Below are 22,328 nucleotides of genomic sequence, written 5' to 3'. Positions count from 1 at the left end.
GGCGTGCAGCGGCACTGGGTGCACATAGACTTTGGTCCATGAGTGACACCACCCACATTGCGACAGACAACACCCCGGACATCAAGCCCCGCAGCCGGGTCGTCACCGACGGCATCCATGCGGCGCCCGCCCGTGGCATGTTCCGCGCGGTCGGCATGGGCGACGACGACTTTGCCAAACCCCAAATTGGTGTCGCCAGTTCATGGAACGAAATCACCCCCTGCAACCTCTCGTTGAACCGCTTGGCGCAGGGTGCCAAGGAAGGTGTCCACGCAGGCGGCGGGTTCCCGATGCAGTTCGGCACCATCTCCGTTTCCGACGGAATTTCGATGGGGCACGAAGGCATGCACTTCTCGCTCGTCTCCCGCGAGGTCATTGCCGACTCCGTGGAGACCGTCATGCAGGCCGAGCGCATTGACGGCTCCGTGCTGTTGGCCGGCTGCGATAAGTCCCTTCCGGGGATGCTCATGGCGGCTGCGCGCCTGGACCTCGCGTCGGTCTTCCTTTACGCCGGCTCCATCATGCCGGGCTGGGTGAAGCTTGAGGACGGCTCCGAAAAGGAAGTCACCCTCATTGACGCTTTCGAAGCGGTGGGTGCCTGCGCGGCCGGCAAGATGAGCATGGAAGACCTCACCCGCATCGAAAAGGCCATTTGTCCTGGCGAGGGTGCATGCGGCGGCATGTACACGGCAAATACGATGGCCTGCATCGGCGAAGCCCTGGGCATGTCCCTTCCGGGTTCCGCAGCCCCGCCCTCGGCAGACCGCCGTCGTGACGACTTTGCCCGGAAGTCCGGCGAGGCCGTCGTCAACCTGTTGCGCCTGGGCATTACCGCCCGCGACATCATGACCAAGAAGGCCTTCGAAAACGCCATCGCCGTGACCATGGCCTTTGGCGGTTCCACCAACGCGGTGTTGCACCTCCTGGCCATCGCCCGCGAGGCCGAGGTTGAACTGACGCTGGACGATTTCAACCGGATCGGCGACAAGATCCCGCACCTGGGCGACCTCAAGCCCTTCGGCCGCTACGTCATGACCGACGTGGACAAGATCGGTGGCGTGCCGGTGATCATGAAGGCACTGCTCGACGCCGGCCTGCTGCACGGTGACTGCCTCACGGTCACGGGCAAGACACTGGCCGAGAACCTCGCCTCGATCAACCCGCCGGACCTTGACGGCAAGATCCTCCGCGCGTTAGACAATCCGATCCACAAGACCGGCGGTATCACCATCCTCCACGGTTCCATGGCTCCGGAAGGTGCTGTCGTGAAGAGCGCCGGCTTCGATGCCGACGTCTTTGAGGGCACGGCCCGCGTGTTCGAGCGCGAGCAAGGCGCCCTGAATGCCCTGGACAACGGCGAAATCAATAAGGGCGATGTGGTGGTCATTCGCTACGAGGGCCCCAAGGGTGGTCCCGGCATGCGCGAGATGCTGGCCATCACCGGAGCCATCAAGGGTGCCGGCCTTGGCAAGGATGTCCTGCTGCTCACCGATGGCCGTTTCTCGGGCGGTACCACCGGCCTGTGCATCGGCCACGTCGCCCCGGAAGCGGTCGACGGCGGTCCCATCGCCTTCGTCAGGGACGGCGACCGGATCCGGGTGGACATCGCTGCGCGGTCCTTCGACCTCCTGGTCGACGAAGCCGAACTCGAAGCCCGGAAGGTCGGCTGGGAGCCGATGCCGGCCAAGTTCACCAAGGGCGTCCTCGCCAAGTACGCCAAGCTGGTCCACAGCGCCTCCACGGGCGCTTACTGCGGCTGATTCCTGCTGTGGACTCCGGCCGTTTTGAGACGGTCGGAGTCCGGCAGGCGGACATCGCTGTCCAAATAGTGAGATACGATAGTCGTCAATTGACACGTATCTCCCTTAGAGGGAACACTGAACGCATGATCACATTCGTTACCGTCGGCGTCGTCGTCCTTACCAAGCGCGTGGCTTAGCCCGACTGGTTACGAACCGTCACGCGCAAACCCCTCGAAGAGCCGGAAGGCTGAGGGGTTTTTTTATTCCCAAGACCCACCAATGAAGATCCACTAAGGAAGAGTCCGATGAGCAAAGGATCGCCGATCAGCCCCTCGCTGATGGCTGCAAAGTCCGCTGGAGCCCACAAAGCTCCGGAAAAGGTCGACCGTACGGCTGAGGCCGTCGTCGTCGACGCTGCTGCACCTCTCTCTCCTGTACTTGGGCCGAACAACGTTGTACCCCCAACGGTGATGACCGGCTCGCAAGCAATTGTCCGTTCGCTCGAAGAACTCGGCGTGGACGATATTTTCGGTTTGCCCGGTGGCGCGATCCTGCCCACCTATGACCCCTTGATGGCCTCCAGCATGAACCACATCCTGGTCCGTCACGAACAGGGAGCCGGCCACGCCGCGCAAGGCTACGCCATGGTTACCGGACGGGTTGGCGTTTGCATCGCCACCTCGGGCCCGGGCGCCACCAACCTCGTTACCGCCATCATGGATGCCCACATGGACTCCGTGCCGATGGTGGCCATCACCGGCCAGGTCTCCAGTGGAGTCATCGGCACCGATGCCTTCCAGGAAGCGGACATCGTGGGCATCACGATGCCCATCACCAAGCACTCGTTCCTGGTCACCGACCCCAACGACATTCCCCACGTGATGGCTGAGGCGTTCCACCTCGCATCCACGGGCCGTCCCGGCCCCGTGCTGGTGGACATCGCCAAGGACGCCCAAGTTGGCCAGATGACGTTCTCCTGGCCTCCGAAGGTGGACCTGCCCGGCTACCGCCCGGTGGTCCGTGGACACAACAAGCAGGTGCGCGAAGCTGCCAAGCTGATCGCCGCAGCACGCAAGCCTGTTCTCTACGTCGGTGGCGGCGTCGTCAAGGGCCACGCCTCGGCGGAGCTCATGGAGCTGGCCCTGGCAACAGGCGCTCCGGTCGTCACCACACTCATGGCACGCGGTGCCTTCCCGGACTCCCACCCGCAGCACGTCGGTATGCCCGGCATGCACGGATCCGTGTCCGCCGTCACCGCACTCCAGCAGGCCGATCTGCTGATCACGCTCGGCGCAAGGTTTGATGACCGTGTGACGGGCGTGCTCAAGACGTTCGCTCCCTTCGCCAAGGTCATCCACGCCGACATCGACCCCGCGGAAATCTCCAAGAACCGCACCGCCGACGTGCCCATCGTGGGCTCGGTCAAGGAAATCATCCCGGAACTCACCGAGGCCGTGAAGACGCAGTTCGAGCTGAGCGGAACCCCGGACCTGGATTCCTGGTGGGCGTTCCTGGGTAACCTCCGGGACACCTATCCGCTGGGTTGGACCGAGCCCGAGGACGGGCTCACCGCACCGCAGCGCGTGATCAAGCGCATCGGTGAGCTCACGGGTCCCGAAGGCATCTATGTCGCCGGCGTAGGCCAGCACCAGATGTGGGCCGCGCAGTTCATCAAGTATGAGCGCCCCCACGCCTGGCTGAACTCCGGCGGCGCAGGAACCATGGGATACTCGGTTCCGGCTGCCATGGGCGCCAAAGTTGGTGAGCCGGACCGCGTGGTCTGGGCCATCGACGGCGACGGCTGCTTCCAGATGACCAATCAGGAGTTGGCCACCTGCGCCATCAACAACATCCCGATCAAGGTCGCCATCATCAACAACTCCTCGCTGGGCATGGTCCGCCAATGGCAGACACTGTTCTACGAAGGCCGCTACTCAAACACGGACCTGAACACAGGCCACGACACCGTCCGGATTCCGGACTTCGTCAAGCTGGCCGACGCTTATGGCTGCGCGGCCCTGCGCTGCGAGCGTGACGAGGACATCGACGCCACCATCCAGAAGGCCCTCGAAATCAATGACCGCCCCGTGGTGATCGATTTCGTCGTCAGCCCCAACTCGATGGTTTGGCCCATGGTGCCCTCGGGGGTCAGCAATGACCAGATCCAGGTTGCCCGCAACATGACCCCCGAATGGGAAGAGGAGGACTAGGCATGACCCGCCACACACTGTCGGTTCTGGTAGAAGACAAGCCCGGCGTGCTGACCCGCGTAGCCAGCCTGTTCGCCCGGCGCGCGTTCAACATCAACTCCCTTGCTGTGGGACCCACCGAGGTTCCCGGCATGTCCCGCATGACTGTCGTCGTCGACGCCGACGGCGACCTGATCGAGCAGGTCACCAAGCAGCTCAACAAGTTGGTCAACGTGATCAAGATTGTGGAGCTGACTTCTGAATCTTCCGTACAACGCGACCACATCCTGGTTAAGGTACGTGCGGATGCCGCGACACGTCTGCAGGTTACCCAGGCTGCAGACCTGTTCCGTGCCGCCGTCGTCGACGTGTCCACAGACTCGTTGGTGATTGAGGCAACCGGTACCCCCGAGAAGCTCGCAGCGCTGCTTTCAGTGCTTGAGCCGTTCGGCATCCGTGAAATAGTGCAGTCCGGCACCTTGGCCGTTGGACGGGGATCCCGCTCCATGAGTGACAGGGCGCTCCGCTCCGCGTGAGCAGCGTCCAGTACCGCAGCACCATCATCAATATCTAAGAAACCACTCAAGAGGAGTTACGCAAGTGACTGAAATGTTCTACGACGACGACGCAGACCTGTCGATCATCCAGGGCCGCAAGGTAGCCATCGTTGGTTACGGTTCCCAGGGCCACGCCCACGCGCTCAACCTGCGCGACTCCGGCGTCGAGGTAGTCATCGCGCTCAAGGACGGCTCAAAGTCGGCCGCCAAGGCAGAGGACGCCGGCTTCACGGTCAAGAACGTTGCCGACGCCGCCGAATGGGCCGACGTCATCATGATCCTGGCTCCGGACCAGCACCAGCGCTCGATCTTCAACGACTCCATCAAGGACAAGCTGACGGAGGGCAAGGCACTTGCCTTCGCACACGGCTTCAACATCCGCTTCGGTTACATCGAGGCTCCCGCCGGCGTCGACGTCATCCTGATCGCCCCGAAGGCTCCGGGCCACACCGTTCGCCGCGAATTCGAAGCCGGACGCGGTATCCCGGACATCATCGCTGTTGAGCAGGATGCTTCCGGTTCCGCTTGGGACCTGGCGAAGTCCTACGCCAAGGCCATCGGCGGCACCCGCGCCGGCGTCATCAAGACCACCTTCACCGAAGAGACCGAGACCGACCTCTTCGGCGAGCAGTCCGTACTTTGCGGCGGCGTTTCCCAGCTGGTCCAGTACGGCTTCGAAACCCTGACCGAAGCCGGCTACCAGCCGCAGATCGCCTACTTCGAGGTACTTCACGAGCTCAAGCTCATCGTTGACCTCATGTGGGAAGGTGGCATCGCCAAGCAGCGCTGGAGCGTTTCCGACACCGCAGAGTACGGCGACTACGTCTCCGGCCCGCGCGTCATCACCCCCGAGGTGAAGGAAAACATGAAGGCTGTCCTCGCGGACATCCAGAGCGGTGCTTTCGCCAAGCGCTTCATCGACGACCAGGACAACGGCGGCGTCGAGTTCAAGGAGCTGCGTGCCAAGGCAGAGCAGCACCCGATCGAAGAGGTCGGCCGCGAGCTCCGCTCGTTGTTCTCCTGGCAGCAGCAGGACGCTGACTACGTCGAAGGTTCCGCAGCCCGCTGATCGCCTGACCGGCAACAGCCCTGTAACAGACGCCCGTCCGGCAAAACAGCCGGGCGGGCGTCGCCGTATCACAGGCGCTTTTCCCTCGGTAATGCCCGCTGCCTGAGCTGTGAACTTCTTCACAACGCCTCGGGTCGGTCCGTAACATCCCTCCCCGGCACCGGAAACAGCGCCCGGATTCGATATTCTGGGCTGGTCCCGGAGCCGTGCCCGGGCCACGCATCCGCTCCTTGTCCAGTTCTGTCCCAAAGTTGTCCAAAGTAAGGTGCCACCCCGTGTCAGCCAGCAAACCCGTCGTCCTCCTCGCCGAGGAACTTTCGCCCGCCACCGTCGAGGCATTGGGCCCGGACTTTGAAATCCGCCAGACCGACGGTGCCGACCGTTCCCAGCTGCTGTCCGCAATCGCCGACGTCGACGCCATCCTGGTCCGCTCGGCCACGCAGGTGGATGCCGAAGCGATCGCCGCTGCCAAGAACCTCAAGATCATCGCCCGCGCCGGCGTTGGACTGGATAACGTGGACATCAAGTCCGCAACGCAGGCCGGCGTCATGGTGGTCAACGCCCCGACGTCGAACATCGTCTCGGCAGCTGAGCTGACCGTAGGCCACATCCTCAGCCTGGCCCGACACATTCCGCAGGCCAGCTCGGCGCTGAAGAACGGCGAGTGGAAGCGCTCCAAGTACACCGGCATCGAACTCTTCGAGAAGAAGATCGGCATCATTGGCCTGGGCCGCATCGGTGCCCTGGTCGCAGCCCGCCTGCAGGGCTTCGAGACCGAAATCCTCGCGTACGACCCCTACATCACGTCTGCCCGCGCAGCCCAGTTGGGTGTCAAGCTTGTTACCCTCGATGAATTGTTGGAAAACTCCGACTTCATCACCATCCACATGCCCAAGACACCCGAGACGGTGGGGATGCTGGGAGCGGATGCGTTCGCGAAGATGAAGGAATCGGCGTACGTCATCAACGTTGCCCGTGGTGGCCTGGTGGACGAGGAAGCCCTCTACACCGCCCTGAAGGAAGGCCAGATTGCTGGCGCCGGCGTGGACGTCTTCGTCAAGGAGCCGAGCACGGACCTCCCGTTCTTCGAGCTCGATAACGTGGTGGTAACCCCGCACCTTGGAGCATCAACGGATGAGGCCCAGGAAAAGGCCGGCGTTTCCGTCGCCAAGTCCGTCCGCCTTGCCCTGGCCGGCGAGCTCGTACCGGACGCCGTTAACGTCGCCGGTGGGGTCATTGCGCCGGACGTCCGTCCGGGCATCCCGCTGATCGAAAAGCTCGGCCGGATCTTCACCGCCCTGACCCACGCTTCCCTCACGCAGATCGACGTCGAGGTGGCAGGCGAGATCGCTGCGCTGGACGTCAAGGTGCTTGAACTCGCTGCGCTGAAGGGCGTTTTCGCTGATGTGGTCACCGAACAGGTCTCCTACGTCAACGCCCCGGTCATCGCCGAGCAGCGCGGCATCAACACCCGCCTCATCACCACCCCGGACGCTGAGGACTACCGCAATGTCCTGACCATCCGCGGAGCCCTCAGCGACGGTTCGCAGATCTCTGTTGCCGGAACACTGACAGGTCCCAAGCAAGTGGAGAAGCTCGTGGGCGTCAACGGCTACGACGTCGAAATCCCCATTAGCGAGCACCTGGTGGTAGTGGCGTACGCGGACCGTCCCGGCGTCATCGGCACCATCGGCCACATCCTGGGCATGAACAACATCAACATCGGCGGCATGCAGGTTGCACGCCAGACCGAGGGCGGACAGGTCCTTGCGCTCCTGACCATCGACAGCTCCGTTCCGCAGCAGGTCCTTGAAGCCATCAAGGCCGGGATCGGCGCAGACATGGTCCGGGAAGTGGACCTGGAGGACTAGGACTGATCCGAATCAGCTGATGTTCGCGTGCCTGCGACACACCCTTAGGCACGCTGGAGTGGCCGGTCTGCTTACAATGGCTGGGTCCGGGATTCGGACCCGGCAGCAGGCCGGCCACAACTTTTTGCACATACAGCCCGGTATTCCCCTGCGTTCCACGCAAAATGCCGGACCATGTGTGCGCGCCCGCAATCAAGGTCTCAGGGAGCCCAATGAACGCCGTCCAAAGGTTCATCAGAAGCCGTGTGCTGCTGCTGACCGCGGCCATTTTGATCGTCGCCATGTGTTTGTCCGTCCTAGTTCAGAGCCAGTCACAGGCAGCCCTGAACCGTACAGTGGACGAGAACTCGCGGGGACTCTACGACATCCTGGTCCAGGCAAAGCCTGACCAGTCCCAAGACGGCGACGGCGGTGCATTGATCCAGCCGGAAATCGCCAACGGTCAGGGCGGCATCAGCTTTGATCAACTGGAGAAGATCCGCGGCATGGGCCAGACGGCCGTTGCGGCGCCCATCAGCCTGGTCTCGCGCGTGTCCCAGAACCTGGAAGCCCCCCGGCTCAACGCCATGGACTACCTGGGATATAACGCTGGCCTTGCCGGGGCAGTAACTGCGGGGGACCCCTCCGCCATGGATTCAAGCAAGTGGCCTGCAGCCGAATCCGTGCTGTCCGATACCCCCAAGAAATACCGCCTGACGGCATCGGCGACCAGCTCTGACGGCGTCAACCAGCAGACCCTTTTCAAGACCAGTGCCGAGGGCACCTTGGGCAAGGGCCGCCTGGTGCAGGAACAGGCTGCCGGCGGCACGAACGTCCGGATCGCCGGGCCTGATGGCGAGACCGGGGTCAAGTTCCCCGCCCCGGCCCTCGGGTCCGAGCACAACCTCTTCAACCTTTCCGTGGCGCTTCCCCTGGCACCCGAGGTGACCGAGTCCGTCGTCGCCGTCGATCCCGCAGCCGAACGGGCCCTCCTCGGCTCGGCCGGCGATTTCCTGGCGCCGCTTGAAAAGGCACCGCCGGCAGATGCCCGCGACGCCGGAGCCATCGGACGCCACTTCGAAAGCCTCTTCACCACGGGCCTGAGCATGAAACAGCTGGAGGAAGGCCCGGACTTCCTGGGCGTCAAGCTCAAATACTGGGCACCCCTCATGACGCAGTACCAGCAGGCCAAGCGTGACGGCCTGCTGACGAACGACTCCAAGGCGATCCCGCTGATCGTGCGGACGGGCACTTCCCTGGACCTGCAGTATTCGGTCAAGATCGAGGAACTCGACGCGAGCGGCAAAGTAGTCAAGGACGTCGGAACGGTGACCCGGTCCCTGGACAAGGATTACCTCCCGTTCGTTTCCAAGTCCCCGTTCGCCCTGGAGTGGCCCGGTTCCACCGACCACAGCCAACTGCTGGGCAGCACGGCCTCGTTCAGCCAGGGTTTGTACAACCCGGCGACGTGGAGCACCGCCTTCGCTGCTGCGCCGCAATACAAGGACGGCGACGACGCCGCCAACGGCGCCTCAGACAAGAGCGCTACGCCGGGGGACTGGGTCACCGTCAACCGTTTGCCGGAGAAGTCCTCCTTCGGAGCGCCTGTGGACCAGACCCAGCGCAAGCCCGTCGATGAGCGGTCGTACCGGGAAGACCTGGAAACAGGCAAGAAGCCTGCTGCTCCTTTGCCCATGGTGTACGGCACCTTTGATCCGGCAGCCGTCCAGGCCGCAGCCGGTGACGTCAACAAACTGCCTTTGGGTGGCTACGACCCCGCGCCGATGACACTGAGCAAGGACGCCAACGGCAAGGACGTCGAGGGCACGGCCCTGAAGCCTTCCTTGAGCGCTACAGGCCTGGTAAGCCAGTCCGCCGGCGCCATCACGGACTACTACGGCCTGGCCGCAGCCCGCGGTTACGACTCCAACGCCAACGTGATCGACGCCGTCCGGGTCCGCGCCAACGCGGCCGGCAACTGGAAAACAGCCCAGCCCGAGGTTGAGAAGCTGGCCACCCAGATCCGTGAACTCGGCCTCGAAGCCACCGTGGTGGCCGGGTCCGCCCGCGAAGACGCCAACATCTTTGTTCCCGGCTACAGCAAGGACGACGCCGGTAAGGAGTCACCACTGGGCACCGTCCAGCAGTCTTGGGTACGCCAGGATGCTGCTGACGCTGTTTCCGGGTCCCTGACCGGGACCAACATCACCCTCCTGTTCCTGACGCTGTTGGGCGCCACGCTGCTGACCGGCGCCTCGACCGTGAGCTACATCCGCCAGCGGAGAAGCGAAGCCGGCATTCTGCGGGCCATGGGCTGGACCCAGAAACGGATCCGGTCCTGGGTCCTGGAAGAGTTCGCCGTGGGCGCCGCGGCGCTGACGGTCGCCGGGGTGGTCCTCAGCCTCCTGAGCTGGAACATTGCAACCGTGATCGTCTCCGCGACCATGCTGGTCATCTACGTCGGAGCTGCCTTGTTGGCCGCCCAACAGCTGCGCCACCGCGTAGTGGTTGACCAGGAACCGCAGCATGACGAACGACTGGTCACCGTGGACTCGCCGTTGACGTTCGCGAACAGGCAGCTCACCACCAACAGGTTCAACTCGATCTCGCTGGCCGTGGCTGTTGGCGTATTCGGCGCCGCGGTAGGTGCCCTGATCGCCCTGCTGATCGACATTCCCCGCGCGGCCGGTGCCAGCGCACTGAGTGGCCTCGCGGCCGCCAGCATTGCGGCGCCCAGCGTGATCCTCGCCGTCTTCGGCGTCGTGGTTGGGCTGCTCTTGACGCTTGTCACTGGCCGGTTCGAGCTTCATGCCAAGCGGGAATACCTGGGCACGCTACGGGCCATGGGTTGGAACCCGGACATGTTGGGACAGGTCCGCTTCTTCGAAAATGCACTGGTGGGCACGGTGGCACTTCCCCTGGGCGTCCTCGGCGCGCTGGGCCTGGGTCTGCTCCTTGCCCCCTACGCGGCCCTTTGGGCCGGACTGGCCGGTCTGCTGGCCGTAATTTGCTGGATTCCGATTGCAACGAAAGTAGTCAAATGACTGACAACCTCAACCCCGAGCTGGCGGCCACCCCGGAATCCACGGAAGAGTCGCTGCAGACCCGCGCCAACACGATCGTGCGGGCAGCGGACCACGCCACGCCCCTGGAACTGAGCCGCGTCACCATCCACTACGGTGGCGACAAAGGCGGAGCCGAGGAAGTCGACGTCGTCGATGACTTCAACTTGACGCTGCACGCCGGTGAGATGCACTGCATCGCCGGCCGAAGCGGCTCCGGCAAGACCAGCATCCTGACGGTCAGCGCCGGACTTACGCTGCCGACGTCGGGCAAGGTCTTCTGGGAAGGCGTGGCGCTGGACACGATGGGCGACGACGAAATCGCGGACCGCCGTCGTGCCCTCATCGGTTACGTAGACCAGGGCGGTGCCCTGATCGACGGCATGAGCGCGTTGGAGAACGTCCTGCTTCCCGCCGTACCCGATGGCGAAGTGGAGCAGCGCACGGAAATGGCCAAGGACCTTTTGGACCTGGTTGGCCTGGGCCGTCGAATGCGGCACCGTCCCGCCCAGCTTTCAGGTGGCGAACGCCAGCGCGTGGCCATTGCTCGTGCACTGATCCTGGGCACCCGTGTCCTGGTGGTGGATGAGCCCACTGCCAGCCTCGACCGTGCCGCGGCCAACCGCATTATCGGAATCCTGAAGGACACCACCAGCGACGGCATCGCCGTCATGGTTGCTTCCCACGACCACGAGTTGGTCCGCCTCAGCGATACGCTAACCGAACTTAACTAAGCTCTTTCATCCGAAATAAAGGTAACTTTTTAGAGTGACGTCTCCAGAGAAATCCCCGTTCTACATCACCACCGCAATCAGCTACCCCAACGGCGTGCCGCACATCGGCCACGCCTACGAGGTCATTGCGACAGATGCCATGGCGCGCTTCAAGCGGCTTGATGGCCATGAAGTGTTCTTCATGACCGGAACGGACGAGCACGGGCTCAAGATGCAGCAGTCCGCGGAGAAGGAAGGCATCACTGCCAAGCAGCTCGCGGACCGCAACTCTGCGGCGTTCAAGCAGATGAGCCAGGATCTGGGCATCTCGCATGACCGCTTCATCCGCACCACGGACCAGGACCACTACGCCGCCTCGCAGGCCATCTGGAAGAAGATGGAAGCCAACGGCGACATCTACCTGTCCAAGTACGAGGGCTGGTATTCGGTCCGCGACGAGGCGTACTACGTCGAGGACGACACGGTGGTCAAGGAGGACGGCCTCCGTTACTCCAAGGAAACAGACACGCTGGTGACCTGGACGGCTGAGGAGAGCTACTTCTTCCGGCTCTCCAACTACCAGGACAAGCTCCTGGAGCTCTACGGCGAGCAGCCGGAGTTCGGTGCTCCCCAGTCCCGTTTCAACGAGGTCATCAGCTTCGTCAAGCGCGGTCTCGAAGACCTGTCCATCAGCCGCACCACCTTTGACTGGGGTGTTCCGGTCCCGGGCGATGAGAAGCACGTCATGTATGTCTGGGTGGACGCACTGACCAACTACCTCACTGGCGTGGGGTACCCGGACGTCGAGTCCGAATCGTTCAGGAAATTCTGGCCGGCCGACGTCCACGTGATCGGCAAGGACATTTCGCGGTTCCACGCCATCTACTGGCCCGCGTTCCTGATGAGTGCCGGCCTGGAATTGCCGAAGCGCGTCATGATCCATGGCTTCCTCACCAACAACGGCGTCAAGATGTCCAAGTCCCTGGGCAACGTGGTGGCGCCGCAGGATTTCGTGGCGCAGTACGGCCTGGACCAGTGCCGATACTTTTTCCTCCGCGAAGTTCCGTTCGGCGCTGACGGCAATTACAACCACGAAGCGATCGTGGGCCGGATGAACTCCGACCTCGCCAACAACTTCGGAAACCTCGCTCAGCGTTCGCTGTCCATGGTGGCGAAGAACTGCGAGGGCATGGTACCCACGCCCGGTGCGTTCACGGACGAGGACACCGCCCTGCTGGCCCGGGCCGGTGAACTGTTGGACATCGCTCGCTCGGCGTTCGACAAGCAGGAATTCAGCCGCGCCCTCGAAGCCATCTGGGCCGTGCTGGGCGATACCAATGCCTACTTCGCCGATCAGGCCCCCTGGGTGCTGCGTAAAACGGACGTCGAACGGATGAACACTGTCCTTTACGTCACCTTGGAAGTGGTCCGGATTGTAGCGATCCTCGCCCAGCCTGTGATGCCGTCGTCGTCGGCGAAGCTTCTCGAGGTCCTTGGGCAGCCGGAAGGCGAGGCCCGACAGTTCGCTGCGATCGCCACGCCGATCGTCGCGCGCACGGAACTGCCGGCACCTGCACCGGTCTTCCCGCGCTTCGAGGAACCCGCCGAGGCCTAGCAGCGCTCTTCCACGAACCATCCCCATCAGCGGAACGCTCCCGCATTTCCACCGGCAGGACCGGAGGAAATGCGGGAGCGTTCCGCTTTAAGGGCTATTTGGTGATGGAGCGTCAGGCGGTGGCAAGCCCTTCGACAGGTGACAACCGTGCCGCACGCCGGGCCGGAATCACTGATGCGAGCAGCCCGGCCACCACGGCCACACCGAAGACGGCCAGCAGTTGCAGCCATGGCACAGCGGGAACGACGGTCGCCACACCGCCGAGGGTGGCCTGCGCGCCGAGCCAGCCGTAGACGATGCCCATCCCGGCCCCCAGGAGGGCGGACACTCCCGCAACCAGCACGGCTTCGATAGCCAGCATCCCGCGGAGTTGGCCCTTGGTCAGCCCCAGGGCACGAAGCAGCGAGTTTTCGCGGGTCCGTTCAAGGACCGAGAGTGACAAGGTATTTGCCACGCCGATCAAGGCAATGACCACAGCCACGCCCAGCAAGCCTGTGACCACCAGCAGGAGGACATCGATGATGCTGTTGAACGTCACACGTTCGATCGCCGCTCCGCTGACAGTGCGTTCCGGTATGCCGAGGGCCGACGCGATCTCCTTTTGGATGGCCTGAACCCGGTCCGCCGAGACGGCGTCGTCCAGCTTCACCCACACCATGCCCGGGGTTTCCGGCAGCGCCGCCGAAGCAATGCTGGATGCTTCAACGAAGGCAGGGACGTTCCGGGTACGCAGCACCTTCGATTCGAGCGAAACATCGCCGCCAGTCGTTCCAATGCTTGCCCGGCCGGCCACCGAGTCTTCAGGCAGGTACACCACGCCAGGAGAAGGCTTCAGGTTGATATCCCGCAACACCGATCCTGCATCAGCTGCCGGGAGGGCATAGATGGTCCCTCCGCCATCGGGAGTAGCCTCGTCCTTCAAGGTTCCCACCGCCTGCAGCAGGACCGCAGCGCTGACGCCGTCGAGCGTTTTGATCCTGTCCACTGCCTGGGAAGGGTCGGCGGTGCCGTCCACGGCAGTCTGGGCGGAGAGGTCAACGGGGTAGTTCTCGGCAAGGGTGTCGTTGAAGGCCTGTCGCGACGTCGCCGCGCCGGTCATCATGAGCGACACCAGGGTCACGCCAATCAGCAAGGCCGCAGCAGTCGCCGAAGTACGCGCCGGGTTGCGGGTGGCATTGACGGCGGCAAGCCTGCCGGGCACGCCGGCCGGTGCCGCGAGCCGGCCAGCCAAAGCGACCACCGAGGGGATGAAGAGGGAGGAGCAGAGCAGGATGCCCACGAACGACGCTGCGCCACCCAGCAACGCAACGGGCAGCGCCACGTTTAAGCTCCCGTATGCCAGCAGGCCGGCGCCGCCCAACAAAGCCAGCAACCCAATGACGAGGCGCAGTTTGCCACGCCGGTTCCGGACGGACGCGTCATCGGCGGGCCGCAAAGCGGCAAGAGGCGCCACAGCGGTCGCCGCCTTTGCGGGCACCAACGCCGCAACTACGGTCAACAGGGTTCCGGCCACCAAGCCGGCAATAATGGCCGACGGCGGAACCGCCAGCGTCGCGAAGGCCTGCTCCGGTTGGGACTTGGCCCAGGCGATCAAGGCTGTCATCAGGCCGGTGGCGGCAAGGACGCCCAGCACCGAGGAGACGAATCCGACCGCGAGGGCTTCGAGCATGACAGACCCGCGGATCTGGGAACGCCCGGCGCCCAGGCAGCGCAGCAGTGCCAGTTCCCGTGTCCGTTGAGCTACCAGGACCGAGAAAGTGTTGGCCACTACCAGGGTGGATACGAGGATGGCCACTCCAGCGAAGGCGAGCAGGACCACCGTCAACTGGTCCTGTCCGGCACTGAGCATGGCGACTGTCGAGGTGACCTTCTCCTGGGCCGTTTCGACGACAGGCGACACCGCCCCGGCAGCTTCCATCCTGTGGGAGATGTAGTCCTTCGCCGCGGACACGTCCTCCCCGGGTTTGAGTGCGAACTGCAGACCCGTATACCCGGCCCCGGCGTCCTGCACAGCGTTGAGCACCGTCTCGGAGGCAAGCAACTGGGCTGCCGAGGACGAGAAAGGATCATTCGTGGCCTGGATCAGCCCCGTAATGGTCACCTTCGCGTTCTTGACCGGGCCCGCCCCGTGCAACTCAAGCGTGCTGCCGACGGTAAGCCCCAGATGCCCTGCAGTCTTGACATCAACAGCAGCTTCCAGAGCCTGCGAAGGCATGGAACCGGAGGAGAGGACAGCGCCCTCCAAGGAGGCTGGGGCTGCATTCCGAAGGCGGCCGAATTGCTCACCTCCGCCGGCCTGGAAGGTCACATACGTGGACCGCTCCGCGTAGCTGTCTGCCACAGCAGGTGAAGAAACAGCAGCATCCACTGCAGCCTGGGTGAACGGTTCGCCGTTCTTGGACGTCGCCACGAGATCCGCTTTACGGTAGGCCTCGCCAATACTCGCACCCAAGGAGGCATTGGTGCTTGCGCCCACCATGAGGGTGGCAGCGAGGAACATCACCGACAACATCACGGCAAGTCCGATCGCCACGAACCGCCGGTAGTGCGTCGTCAGTTGGGACAGTGCAACACGCAACATGCCTTACGCCCCCAGCTTGCCAAGGGCGGCCAGGACGGAATCTGCTGTGGGGTCGTGGATTTCTCCCACCAGGCCACCGTCGCTCATCAGCACCACCCGGTCCGCGTAGCTTGCGGCCACGGGATCGTGGGTGACCATGATGATGGTCTGGCCCATTTCCTGGCTGCTCCGGCGAAGCAAAGCAAGAACTTCGCCGCCGGCCTTCGAGTCCAGGTTGCCGGTAGGTTCGTCACCGAAGACGACGTCGGGACGGGTCAACAGCGCCCGGGCTACTGCCACGCGCTGCTGCTGGCCTCCGGAGAGCTCATGTGGACGGTGCTTCAGGCGATCCTTCAGGCCAAGCGTGCTGACAACGGTATCCAGCCACCCGGCGTCGGCCGTTGTGCCCGCCAACGCGAGTGGAAGCGTGATGTTCTGCTCTGCCGTGAGCGTGGGCACCAAGTTGAAAGCCTGGAAGACAAAGCCGATCCTTTCACGCCTCAGTGCGGTGAGCTGCCGGTCGTTGAGACCGGTCAACTCCGTGCCGCCCAGCACGATGCGGCCGGAATCCGCCGAGTCCAGGCCTGCCAGGCAATGCATAAGGGTGGACTTGCCCGAACCCGAGGGTCCCATGATGGCCGTGAACTTCCCTGCATCGAAACTCACCGACACCCGGTCCAGGGCTGTAACGCTCGTATCGGCGCGCCCGTAGCTTTTGGTCAGCTCGAAAGCTTCGACGGCGGGACGGGCCTGGGCAGCGTCCGATCCCTCGGGCCGGTTGGTTCCTGAAGGGTGGGGGAGAGGCGTGAATGTTGTCATGCTTCCACGCTAGGGTTCGGTGCACCCCGGCCGGATCGGGCCGGGGACCGATTCCCGGGCACGTCAACTCATACCGTGGTCTGAGCCCGGCAGGAACCCGGGATGAGGCTAAGCCCCCGGCGCAACCACGCCTGTCTCGTAAGCGATGACCACGACCTGGACGCGGTCCCTGGCGCCGAGCTTGGCCAGGATGTGACCCACATGGGTTTTCACAGTGGCTTCGGATAAGAACAACCCCGCTGCGATCTCCGGGTTCGACTGCCCCTGGGCGATCAGTTGGAACACTTCGCGCTCGCGGGCAGTGAGGCTCTCGACGGCCGCAGCGTGCTGGCTCTGCTCGGGCGTCTGGGTCCTCAGGAGCGGCGCCACATGGTCCAGCAAGCGACGGGTGGTGGACGGTGCGATCACAGCGTCGCCACGGTAAACGGTGCGGATCGCTTCCAGGAGCTCTTCGGGCGGGGCGTCCTTGAGCAGGAACCCGCTCGCGCCCGCCTGGATGGCCGCCAGGGCATACTCATCCAGGTCAAAGGTGGTCAGGACAACGATCTTGACCTCTGCGCGCTGCGAGCCCGCGGGTTGGCTTGCTGCCTGCTCCAGGATGCGCCGGGTTGCTTCGATGCCGTCCATCCCGGGCATGCGGACATCCATGAGGACGACGTCGGCCGCTGTGGCGCTCAAGGCCTGGACGGCCTCGATGCCGTTCGCCGCCTCGGCCACGACTTCGAGATCCGGCTGGGAGTTGATCAGCATGCCAAATCCCGAGCGGACCAGGTGTTGGTCGTCCACCAGGGCAACCCGAATGGGCGCAGGAACGTCGGACATGGGTTAGGCCTCCGAATAGGGGATGAATGCGGACACGCGGAAACCACCGCCCTGTTCCGGGCCTGCGGTCAAGGAACCATCGTAGAGGGACACGCGCTCGCCCATGCCTCGCAGGCCGTTGCCGCCACCTGCCGCCGGCGGATCAGCGGAGGCTCCCCGGCCGTCGTCGACGATGTCCAGCTGCAGGCCCCGGCCTTGCCAGGCGAGCATCACCCGTGCGCTGGCCTTGGGGCCCGCATGCTTGATGACGTTGGTCAGTGCCTCCTGGATGATGCGGTAGGCGGTCAGCTCCGCCCCGGCGGGAAGCGCCCTGCGGGGGACACCGCTTTGGTCGAAGGCAACCTGCAGCGTCGCGGCGCGGAAACCCAAAAGGAGCTCATCCAGGTCGGAAAGCCGGGGTTGCGGGCGGGTGGGGGAGTCGTCGTCGGAGCGGAGGACGCCCAACAGCCGTCGCATTTCGGCCAGGGAATCCCTGCCTGTGGCGGCAATGGTGGCCAGCGCTTCGGTGGCGAGTTCGGGCTTCGCTGCGGCTGCGTACCGTGCGCCGTCTGCCTGGGTAATGATCACGGACAACGAGTGGGCCACGATGTCGTGCATTTCCCGCGCGATATGGGATCGTTCGTCAGCTGCTGCCAACTGGCGCTCCTGCTGCTGTTCTACTTCAAGGCGCCGCGTGCGGTCCTCCAATGCCTGGAGCTGGAGCCGTCGGACGCGGGTGAGGTCTCCCAACGTCCAACTCACCAGCACCAGCATCCAAATCAGCACCGTATAGAGGGCCCCGATGGTGAGGCCCATGATGCCCGACTCGGCACTGCTGGAGAACTCGCGTGTGGTCAGCATGATGCCGCCAAGCATCCCTGCGAGCAATACTGTCCGGCTTGCCCAGGCCGGTCCGTAAGCGGCGGTGGCGTAAATGACGAGTGGAACTGCGATCTGGCCCGCCACGGGTTCCGCACCCACCGCCCACTGGACCAGGCACACAAGGATAACGACGACGGCGGCCATGGCGGGCCGGGTGCGTCGCCAAGCAAGGGGTAACAGCAGGCTGCAGGAAAGGAGGGCGAGCCACGGGTGCCCGGCAAGGAGATACACCGGCCCAAAGAGCAGGATCAGGAGGCACGTAGCCGTAAGGTCCACTTTGAAGCGGTTGACCCGGAACCATTCGTATATTGCATGCCTGCTATCCACGCATACGACTCTATGCGGAGCCGGACCGTCCGGGCATCATGCCGTGGTCTTAACCCTGGGCCGACACTCTGTTCGCAGAGTGAGACGATTTTGACCAGCATGTGGATTGCTTGGCTAGATAGACGTATGAGTGCAACGTCCATCAATCTCGCTGTCATCCCTGGCGACGGCATTGGCCCAGAGGTCATCGCCGAAGCCGTCAAGGTCCTGGAAAAGGCCGTCGCCGCCGAAGGCGTCTCCCTTGAGCTGACCAACTACAAGCTCGGTGCCCAGCACTGGCTTGAGACCGGCGAGACCCTTCCCGACGAGGTCCTGGCAGACCTGCGCACCCGTGATGCCATCCTTTTCGGGGCCGTGGGCGCTGCACCCGGCGATACCCGCATCCCGTCGGGCATCATCGAACGCGAGATGCTCCTCAAGCTCCGCTTCACCCTTGACCACTACGTGAACCTGCGCCCATCCCGGCTGTACGGAACCGTCGGCAGCCCCCTGGCCAACCCCGGAACGATCGACTTCATCGTGGTCCGCGAAGGTACCGAGGGTCCCTACGTGGGCAACGGTGGAACCTTGCGAGGCGGCACTCCGCACGAAGTTGCCACCGAGGTCTCCCTCAACACGGCACACGGCGTCGAGCGTGTTGTCCGCGATGCCTTCCGCCGCGCCAGCGAGCGTCCGCGCAAGCACGTCACTCTCGTCCACAAGCACAACGTGCTCGTCTTCGCCGGGCATTTGTGGAAGCGGACCGTCGAGGCAGTGGCCAAGGAATTCCCCGAGGTCACCCACGACTACCTGCACATTGACGCCGCCACCATCTTCATGGTGACCGAGCCCTCCCGCTTCGACGTCATCGTCACCGACAACCTCTTCGGCGACATCCTCACCGACCTCGCCGCTGCCGTCACCGGCGGCATTGGTCTGGCGGCATCGGGCAACATCAACATGGACCGCACAGCACCGTCCATGTTCGAACCCGTCCACGGCTCCGCTCCGGATATCGCCGGACAGCAGAAAGCCGACCCCACCGCGGCCATCCTCTCCGCAGTGCTCCTTCTGGACCACCTTGGCTACACCACGGCGGCCCGCAAGATCGAAGCGGCAGTAGTCGCCGACGTCGAAAGCCGCACCGGCGAGCCGCGCAGCACAGCTGCCATTGGCGACGCCATTGCGGCCGCACTTTAGGCCCAAATCTCAGGCGTAAGCTTGTCTTGAATTATTTACCTGCTTCCCTGGTCCATCGCTGAACCCCACCCTTCGGGGCCGCGTTCGCCCTGCCAGGTAGCTGACTGTGGAGGAAACATGACTCAGACTGCCCATGGCGTCGAATTCAGCCAGCAGCTTTCGGAAACACCGAAGTCTGCTGAGGAGCGTGCAGCCATCCTGGCGAACCCGGGATTTGGCGACTACTTCACCGACCACACCGCCGTCGTCGACTACAAAGTCGACGCCGATGGCAATGGCGGTTGGCAGAACGCCCGGATCGAGCCCTACGGACCGATTTCCCTTGACCCGTCGGCTGCGGTCCTGCACTACGGCCAGGAGATCTTCGAGGGCCTCAAGGCCTACCGCCACGCTGACGGTTCTGTCTGGACTTTCCGTCCGGAGGCCAACGCCGCCCGCCTCAACAAGTCTGCCCGCCGGCTCGCCCTTCCGGAACTGCCGGAGGAATACTTCCTCGGTGCCATCCGTGAACTCGTCCAGGCCGACCAGGAATGGGTTCCGTCGGGCGACGGCGAAGCCCTTTACCTGCGTCCGTTCATGATCGCCACCGAGGCTTTCCTTGGCGTTCGTGCTGCCCGCGAGGTGTCCTTCCGCGTCATTGCTTCACCCGCCGGTAACTACTTCGGTGGCGAGCTCAAGCCGGTCTCCATCTGGATCTCCCGCGAATACGCCCGCGCCGGCCGCGGCGGTACCGGCGCAGCCAAGTGCGGCGGCAACTACGCGGCTTCCCTGATTGCACAGCAGGAAGCTGAAGCGAACGGCTGCAAGCAGGTCCTCTTCCTGGATCACTTCAACGACGATGCCGTGGAAGAACTCGGCGGCATGAACGTCTTCTTCGTCATGAAGGACGGCTCCCTCGTCACCCCTGCCCTGAGCGGCACCATCCTTGAAGGCGTCACCCGCATGTCCGTCATCCAGGTGGCAAAGGACATGGGTCGCGAAGTCAGCGAGCGCAAGATCACCCTGGACGAATGGCGCGACGGCGTCGCCTCCGGTGAGATCACCGAGGTGTTCGCCTGCGGTACCGCTGCTGTGATCACGCCGATCGGTGTCCTCAAGGACGCAACCGAGTTCATCGGCTCCGAAGACGCGAAGGCCGGCGACACCACCATGGCCATCCGCCAGCAACTCCTGGGCATCCAGACCGGAACCGTCGAGGACACCCACGGCTGGCTCACCCGCCTGGTCTAGCCTTCCGAACGTCCCGAAATACCACCGCACGACGGCGGCCCTTCCCTTGGTTATCAAGCGGAAGGGCCGCCGTCCTGCTTCCCGGACGCTCTCTCACGTTCCACCCGTTTGCCTTGGGCGCTCTCTCACGTCCCACCCGTTTGCCTTGGGCGCTCCCTCATGTCCCACCCGCTTCCCTCGGACGCTCTCTCACGTTCCAACTGTTTCCCTAGGATGCTCTCTCACATTCCACCCGTTTGCCTTGGGCGCTCTCTCAGGTCCCACCCGTTTGCCTTGGATGCTCTCTCACGTTCCACCCGTTTGCCTTGGATGCTCTCTCACGTTCCAACTGTTTCCCCCGGATGCTCTCTCACGTCCCGGCCGTTTGCCTTTGACGCTCTCTCAGGTCCCACCGGTTTCCCCCGGATGCTCTCTCGCGTTCCACCCGTTTGCCGTGGATGCTCTCTCACGTCCCGGCCGTTTCCCTTGGATGCTCTCTCACGTCCCACCCGTTTGCCTGGGGCGCTCTCTCACGTTCTGCGTACAAGAGTCCAAAGTGGCCACGAACCGAAGGCGCCGGATATCGCCGTCGAGCATACTTCGGATGTCGGACCAGTGACGGAGATTGGCTGGTAGGGGGTGGGATGTGAGTGAGGGTTGGCTGGTAGGGGGTGGGATGTGAGTGAGGGTTGGTTGGTAGGGGGTGGGATGTGAGTGAGGGTTGGTTGGTAGGGGGTGGGATGTGAGTGAGGGTTGGTTGGTAGGGGGTGGGATGTGAGTGAGGGTTGGGTGGTAGGGGGTGGGATGTGAGAGAGGGTTGGCTGAAAGGGGGTGGGATGTGAGAGAGGATCGGGAAGTGCCAAGATGGGGGAGTGACTTCTGAATCAATGGCGACTTCCGGCAACTCACCTTCCAACAGTTCGACTTCTGGCAACGCATCCTCAGGCAACCCGTCCGCGGGCAGCGCACACAGTGGCGGCGGCTCTTCTTCCCTGCAGCGCAGCAGCGAGTTGACGCGTTTCCGGCTCGCCCCCAACCCGGGGCCGATGAGCTTGAACGGCACCAACTCCTACGTCATCGGTGCGCCCGGTTCCGGCCGCATTGCTGTGGTGGACCCTGGACCCGAGGATGAGCAGCACCTGGCCGAGCTTGCCGCGACCGGACGGGTGGACGTCGTACTGATCACGCACCGGCACGCGGACCACACGGAGGCATCGGCTCGTTTCCACGCTCTGACCGGTGCTCCTGTCCGGGCCGCCTTGGCCGAATACTGCCACGGCGGCGAGCCCCTCCACGATGGCGAAGTCCTCAATGTGGGCGATGTTGAAATCCGCGTGGTTGCCACCCCCGGCCACACCTCCGATTCCGTCTGCTTCCACCTGCCAGGCGATGGCCCCACGGGTTCGGTCCTCACCGGCGACACCATCCTTGGCCGTGGGACCACCGTGCTGGACTATCCGGATGGCAAGCTGGGGGACTACCTCGCAAGCTTGGACCGGCTGGAGGCACTCGGGCCCGCAACCCTGCTGCCGGCCCACGGTCCGGTGCTCCCTGCCCTGGACGTAAAGTGCCGGGAGTATCGCGACCACCGTGAGCAGCGACTGGACCAGATCAGGACAGCCCTTGACCGCCTTGGCCAGGACGCGTCCATCGCGGCAGTCACCGACGCCGTCTATCCCGACGTCGACCCTTCCGTCAGGTGGGCGGCCGAGACATCCGTGGCGGCCCAGTTGGATTACCTGCGAAGCTGAACC

The 22,328-nt window shown here is 63.9% G+C and carries 15 protein-coding genes; 11 read left to right on the top strand and 4 right to left on the bottom strand.

Annotated features, from left to right (window positions below; genetic code table 11):
* Nucleotides 1–38: 38 nt before the first annotated feature.
* From ilvD to metG, 8 genes are all read left to right on the top strand, one after another.
* Complete coding sequence (gene ilvD / locus AC5RU9_RS00390; RefSeq protein ID WP_494014927.1) at nucleotides 39–1,760, top strand: dihydroxy-acid dehydratase; 1,722 nt, start codon at nucleotides 39–41, stop codon at nucleotides 1,758–1,760.
* A 287-nt stretch (nucleotides 1,761–2,047) separates the two neighbouring features.
* A complete protein-coding gene (locus AC5RU9_RS00385) occupies nucleotides 2,048–3,952 on the top strand; it encodes an acetolactate synthase large subunit (RefSeq protein WP_494014926.1) in 1,905 nt (634 codons plus the stop codon).
* 2 nt (nucleotides 3,953–3,954) lie between these two features.
* Nucleotides 3,955–4,467 carry an acetolactate synthase small subunit gene (ilvN, locus tag AC5RU9_RS00380; protein ID WP_021470923.1) on the top strand — a complete coding sequence of 171 codons (513 nt, stop codon included), beginning with the start codon at nucleotides 3,955–3,957 and terminating at the stop codon, nucleotides 4,465–4,467.
* A 64-nt stretch (nucleotides 4,468–4,531) separates the two neighbouring features.
* Nucleotides 4,532–5,557, top strand: coding sequence for a ketol-acid reductoisomerase (gene ilvC / locus AC5RU9_RS00375; RefSeq protein ID WP_211711612.1), 1,026 nt, complete (start codon nucleotides 4,532–4,534; stop codon nucleotides 5,555–5,557).
* A 275-nt stretch (nucleotides 5,558–5,832) separates the two neighbouring features.
* Nucleotides 5,833–7,428: a phosphoglycerate dehydrogenase gene (serA, locus tag AC5RU9_RS00370; RefSeq protein ID WP_309994419.1), complete on the top strand. Its 1,596-nt coding sequence runs from the start codon at nucleotides 5,833–5,835 to the stop codon at nucleotides 7,426–7,428.
* A gap of 212 nt (nucleotides 7,429–7,640) precedes the next feature.
* Complete coding sequence (locus tag AC5RU9_RS00365; RefSeq protein ID WP_494014925.1) at nucleotides 7,641–10,451, top strand: ABC transporter permease; 2,811 nt, start codon at nucleotides 7,641–7,643, stop codon at nucleotides 10,449–10,451.
* A complete protein-coding gene (locus AC5RU9_RS00360) occupies nucleotides 10,448–11,203 on the top strand; it encodes an ABC transporter ATP-binding protein (RefSeq protein ID WP_211711615.1) in 756 nt (251 codons plus the stop codon). Before AC5RU9_RS00365 ends, AC5RU9_RS00360 begins: the two co-directional genes overlap by 4 nt.
* Nucleotides 11,204–11,237: 34 nt before the next feature.
* Nucleotides 11,238–12,797: a methionine--tRNA ligase gene (gene metG, locus AC5RU9_RS00355; RefSeq protein ID WP_494014924.1), complete on the top strand. Its 1,560-nt coding sequence runs from the start codon at nucleotides 11,238–11,240 to the stop codon at nucleotides 12,795–12,797.
* A 112-nt stretch (nucleotides 12,798–12,909) separates the two neighbouring features.
* Here the strand turns inward: metG and AC5RU9_RS00350 are convergent, their stop codons facing one another.
* The 4 genes from AC5RU9_RS00350 to AC5RU9_RS00335 form a co-directional block, all read right to left on the bottom strand.
* Nucleotides 12,910–15,378, bottom strand: a complete 2,469-nt coding sequence (locus tag AC5RU9_RS00350; RefSeq protein ID WP_494014923.1) for an ABC transporter permease — start codon at nucleotides 15,376–15,378, stop codon at nucleotides 12,910–12,912.
* 3 nt (nucleotides 15,379–15,381) lie between these two features.
* A complete protein-coding gene (locus AC5RU9_RS00345) occupies nucleotides 15,382–16,176 on the bottom strand; it encodes an ABC transporter ATP-binding protein (RefSeq protein WP_494014922.1) in 795 nt (264 codons plus the stop codon).
* 108 nt (nucleotides 16,177–16,284) lie between these two features.
* Entirely contained in the window at nucleotides 16,285–16,998 is a 714-nt protein-coding gene (locus AC5RU9_RS00340; RefSeq protein ID WP_494014921.1) for a response regulator, read from the bottom strand.
* A 3-nt stretch (nucleotides 16,999–17,001) separates the two neighbouring features.
* On the bottom strand, nucleotides 17,002–18,186 hold the full coding sequence (locus tag AC5RU9_RS00335) for a sensor histidine kinase (protein WP_494014920.1): 1,185 nt from the start codon (nucleotides 18,184–18,186) through the stop codon (nucleotides 17,002–17,004).
* Nucleotides 18,187–18,312: 126 nt separating this feature from the next.
* On the opposite strand from AC5RU9_RS00335, the gene AC5RU9_RS00330 reads away from it, so the two are divergent.
* From AC5RU9_RS00330 to AC5RU9_RS00320, 3 genes are all read left to right on the top strand, one after another.
* Nucleotides 18,313–19,365: a 3-isopropylmalate dehydrogenase gene (locus tag AC5RU9_RS00330; RefSeq protein WP_494014919.1), complete on the top strand. Its 1,053-nt coding sequence runs from the start codon at nucleotides 18,313–18,315 to the stop codon at nucleotides 19,363–19,365.
* Nucleotides 19,366–19,482: 117 nt separating this feature from the next.
* Nucleotides 19,483–20,595, top strand: coding sequence for a branched-chain amino acid aminotransferase (locus AC5RU9_RS00325; protein WP_494014918.1), 1,113 nt, complete (start codon nucleotides 19,483–19,485; stop codon nucleotides 20,593–20,595).
* An 851-nt stretch (nucleotides 20,596–21,446) separates the two neighbouring features.
* A complete protein-coding gene (locus AC5RU9_RS00320) occupies nucleotides 21,447–22,325 on the top strand; it encodes an MBL fold metallo-hydrolase (RefSeq protein ID WP_494014917.1) in 879 nt (292 codons plus the stop codon).
* Nucleotides 22,326–22,328 lie beyond the last annotated feature (3 nt).

The organism is Arthrobacter sp. B0316-5-4 (genome assembly GCF_059090325.1).
This window is presented reverse-complemented; position numbering and strand designations above follow the sequence as displayed.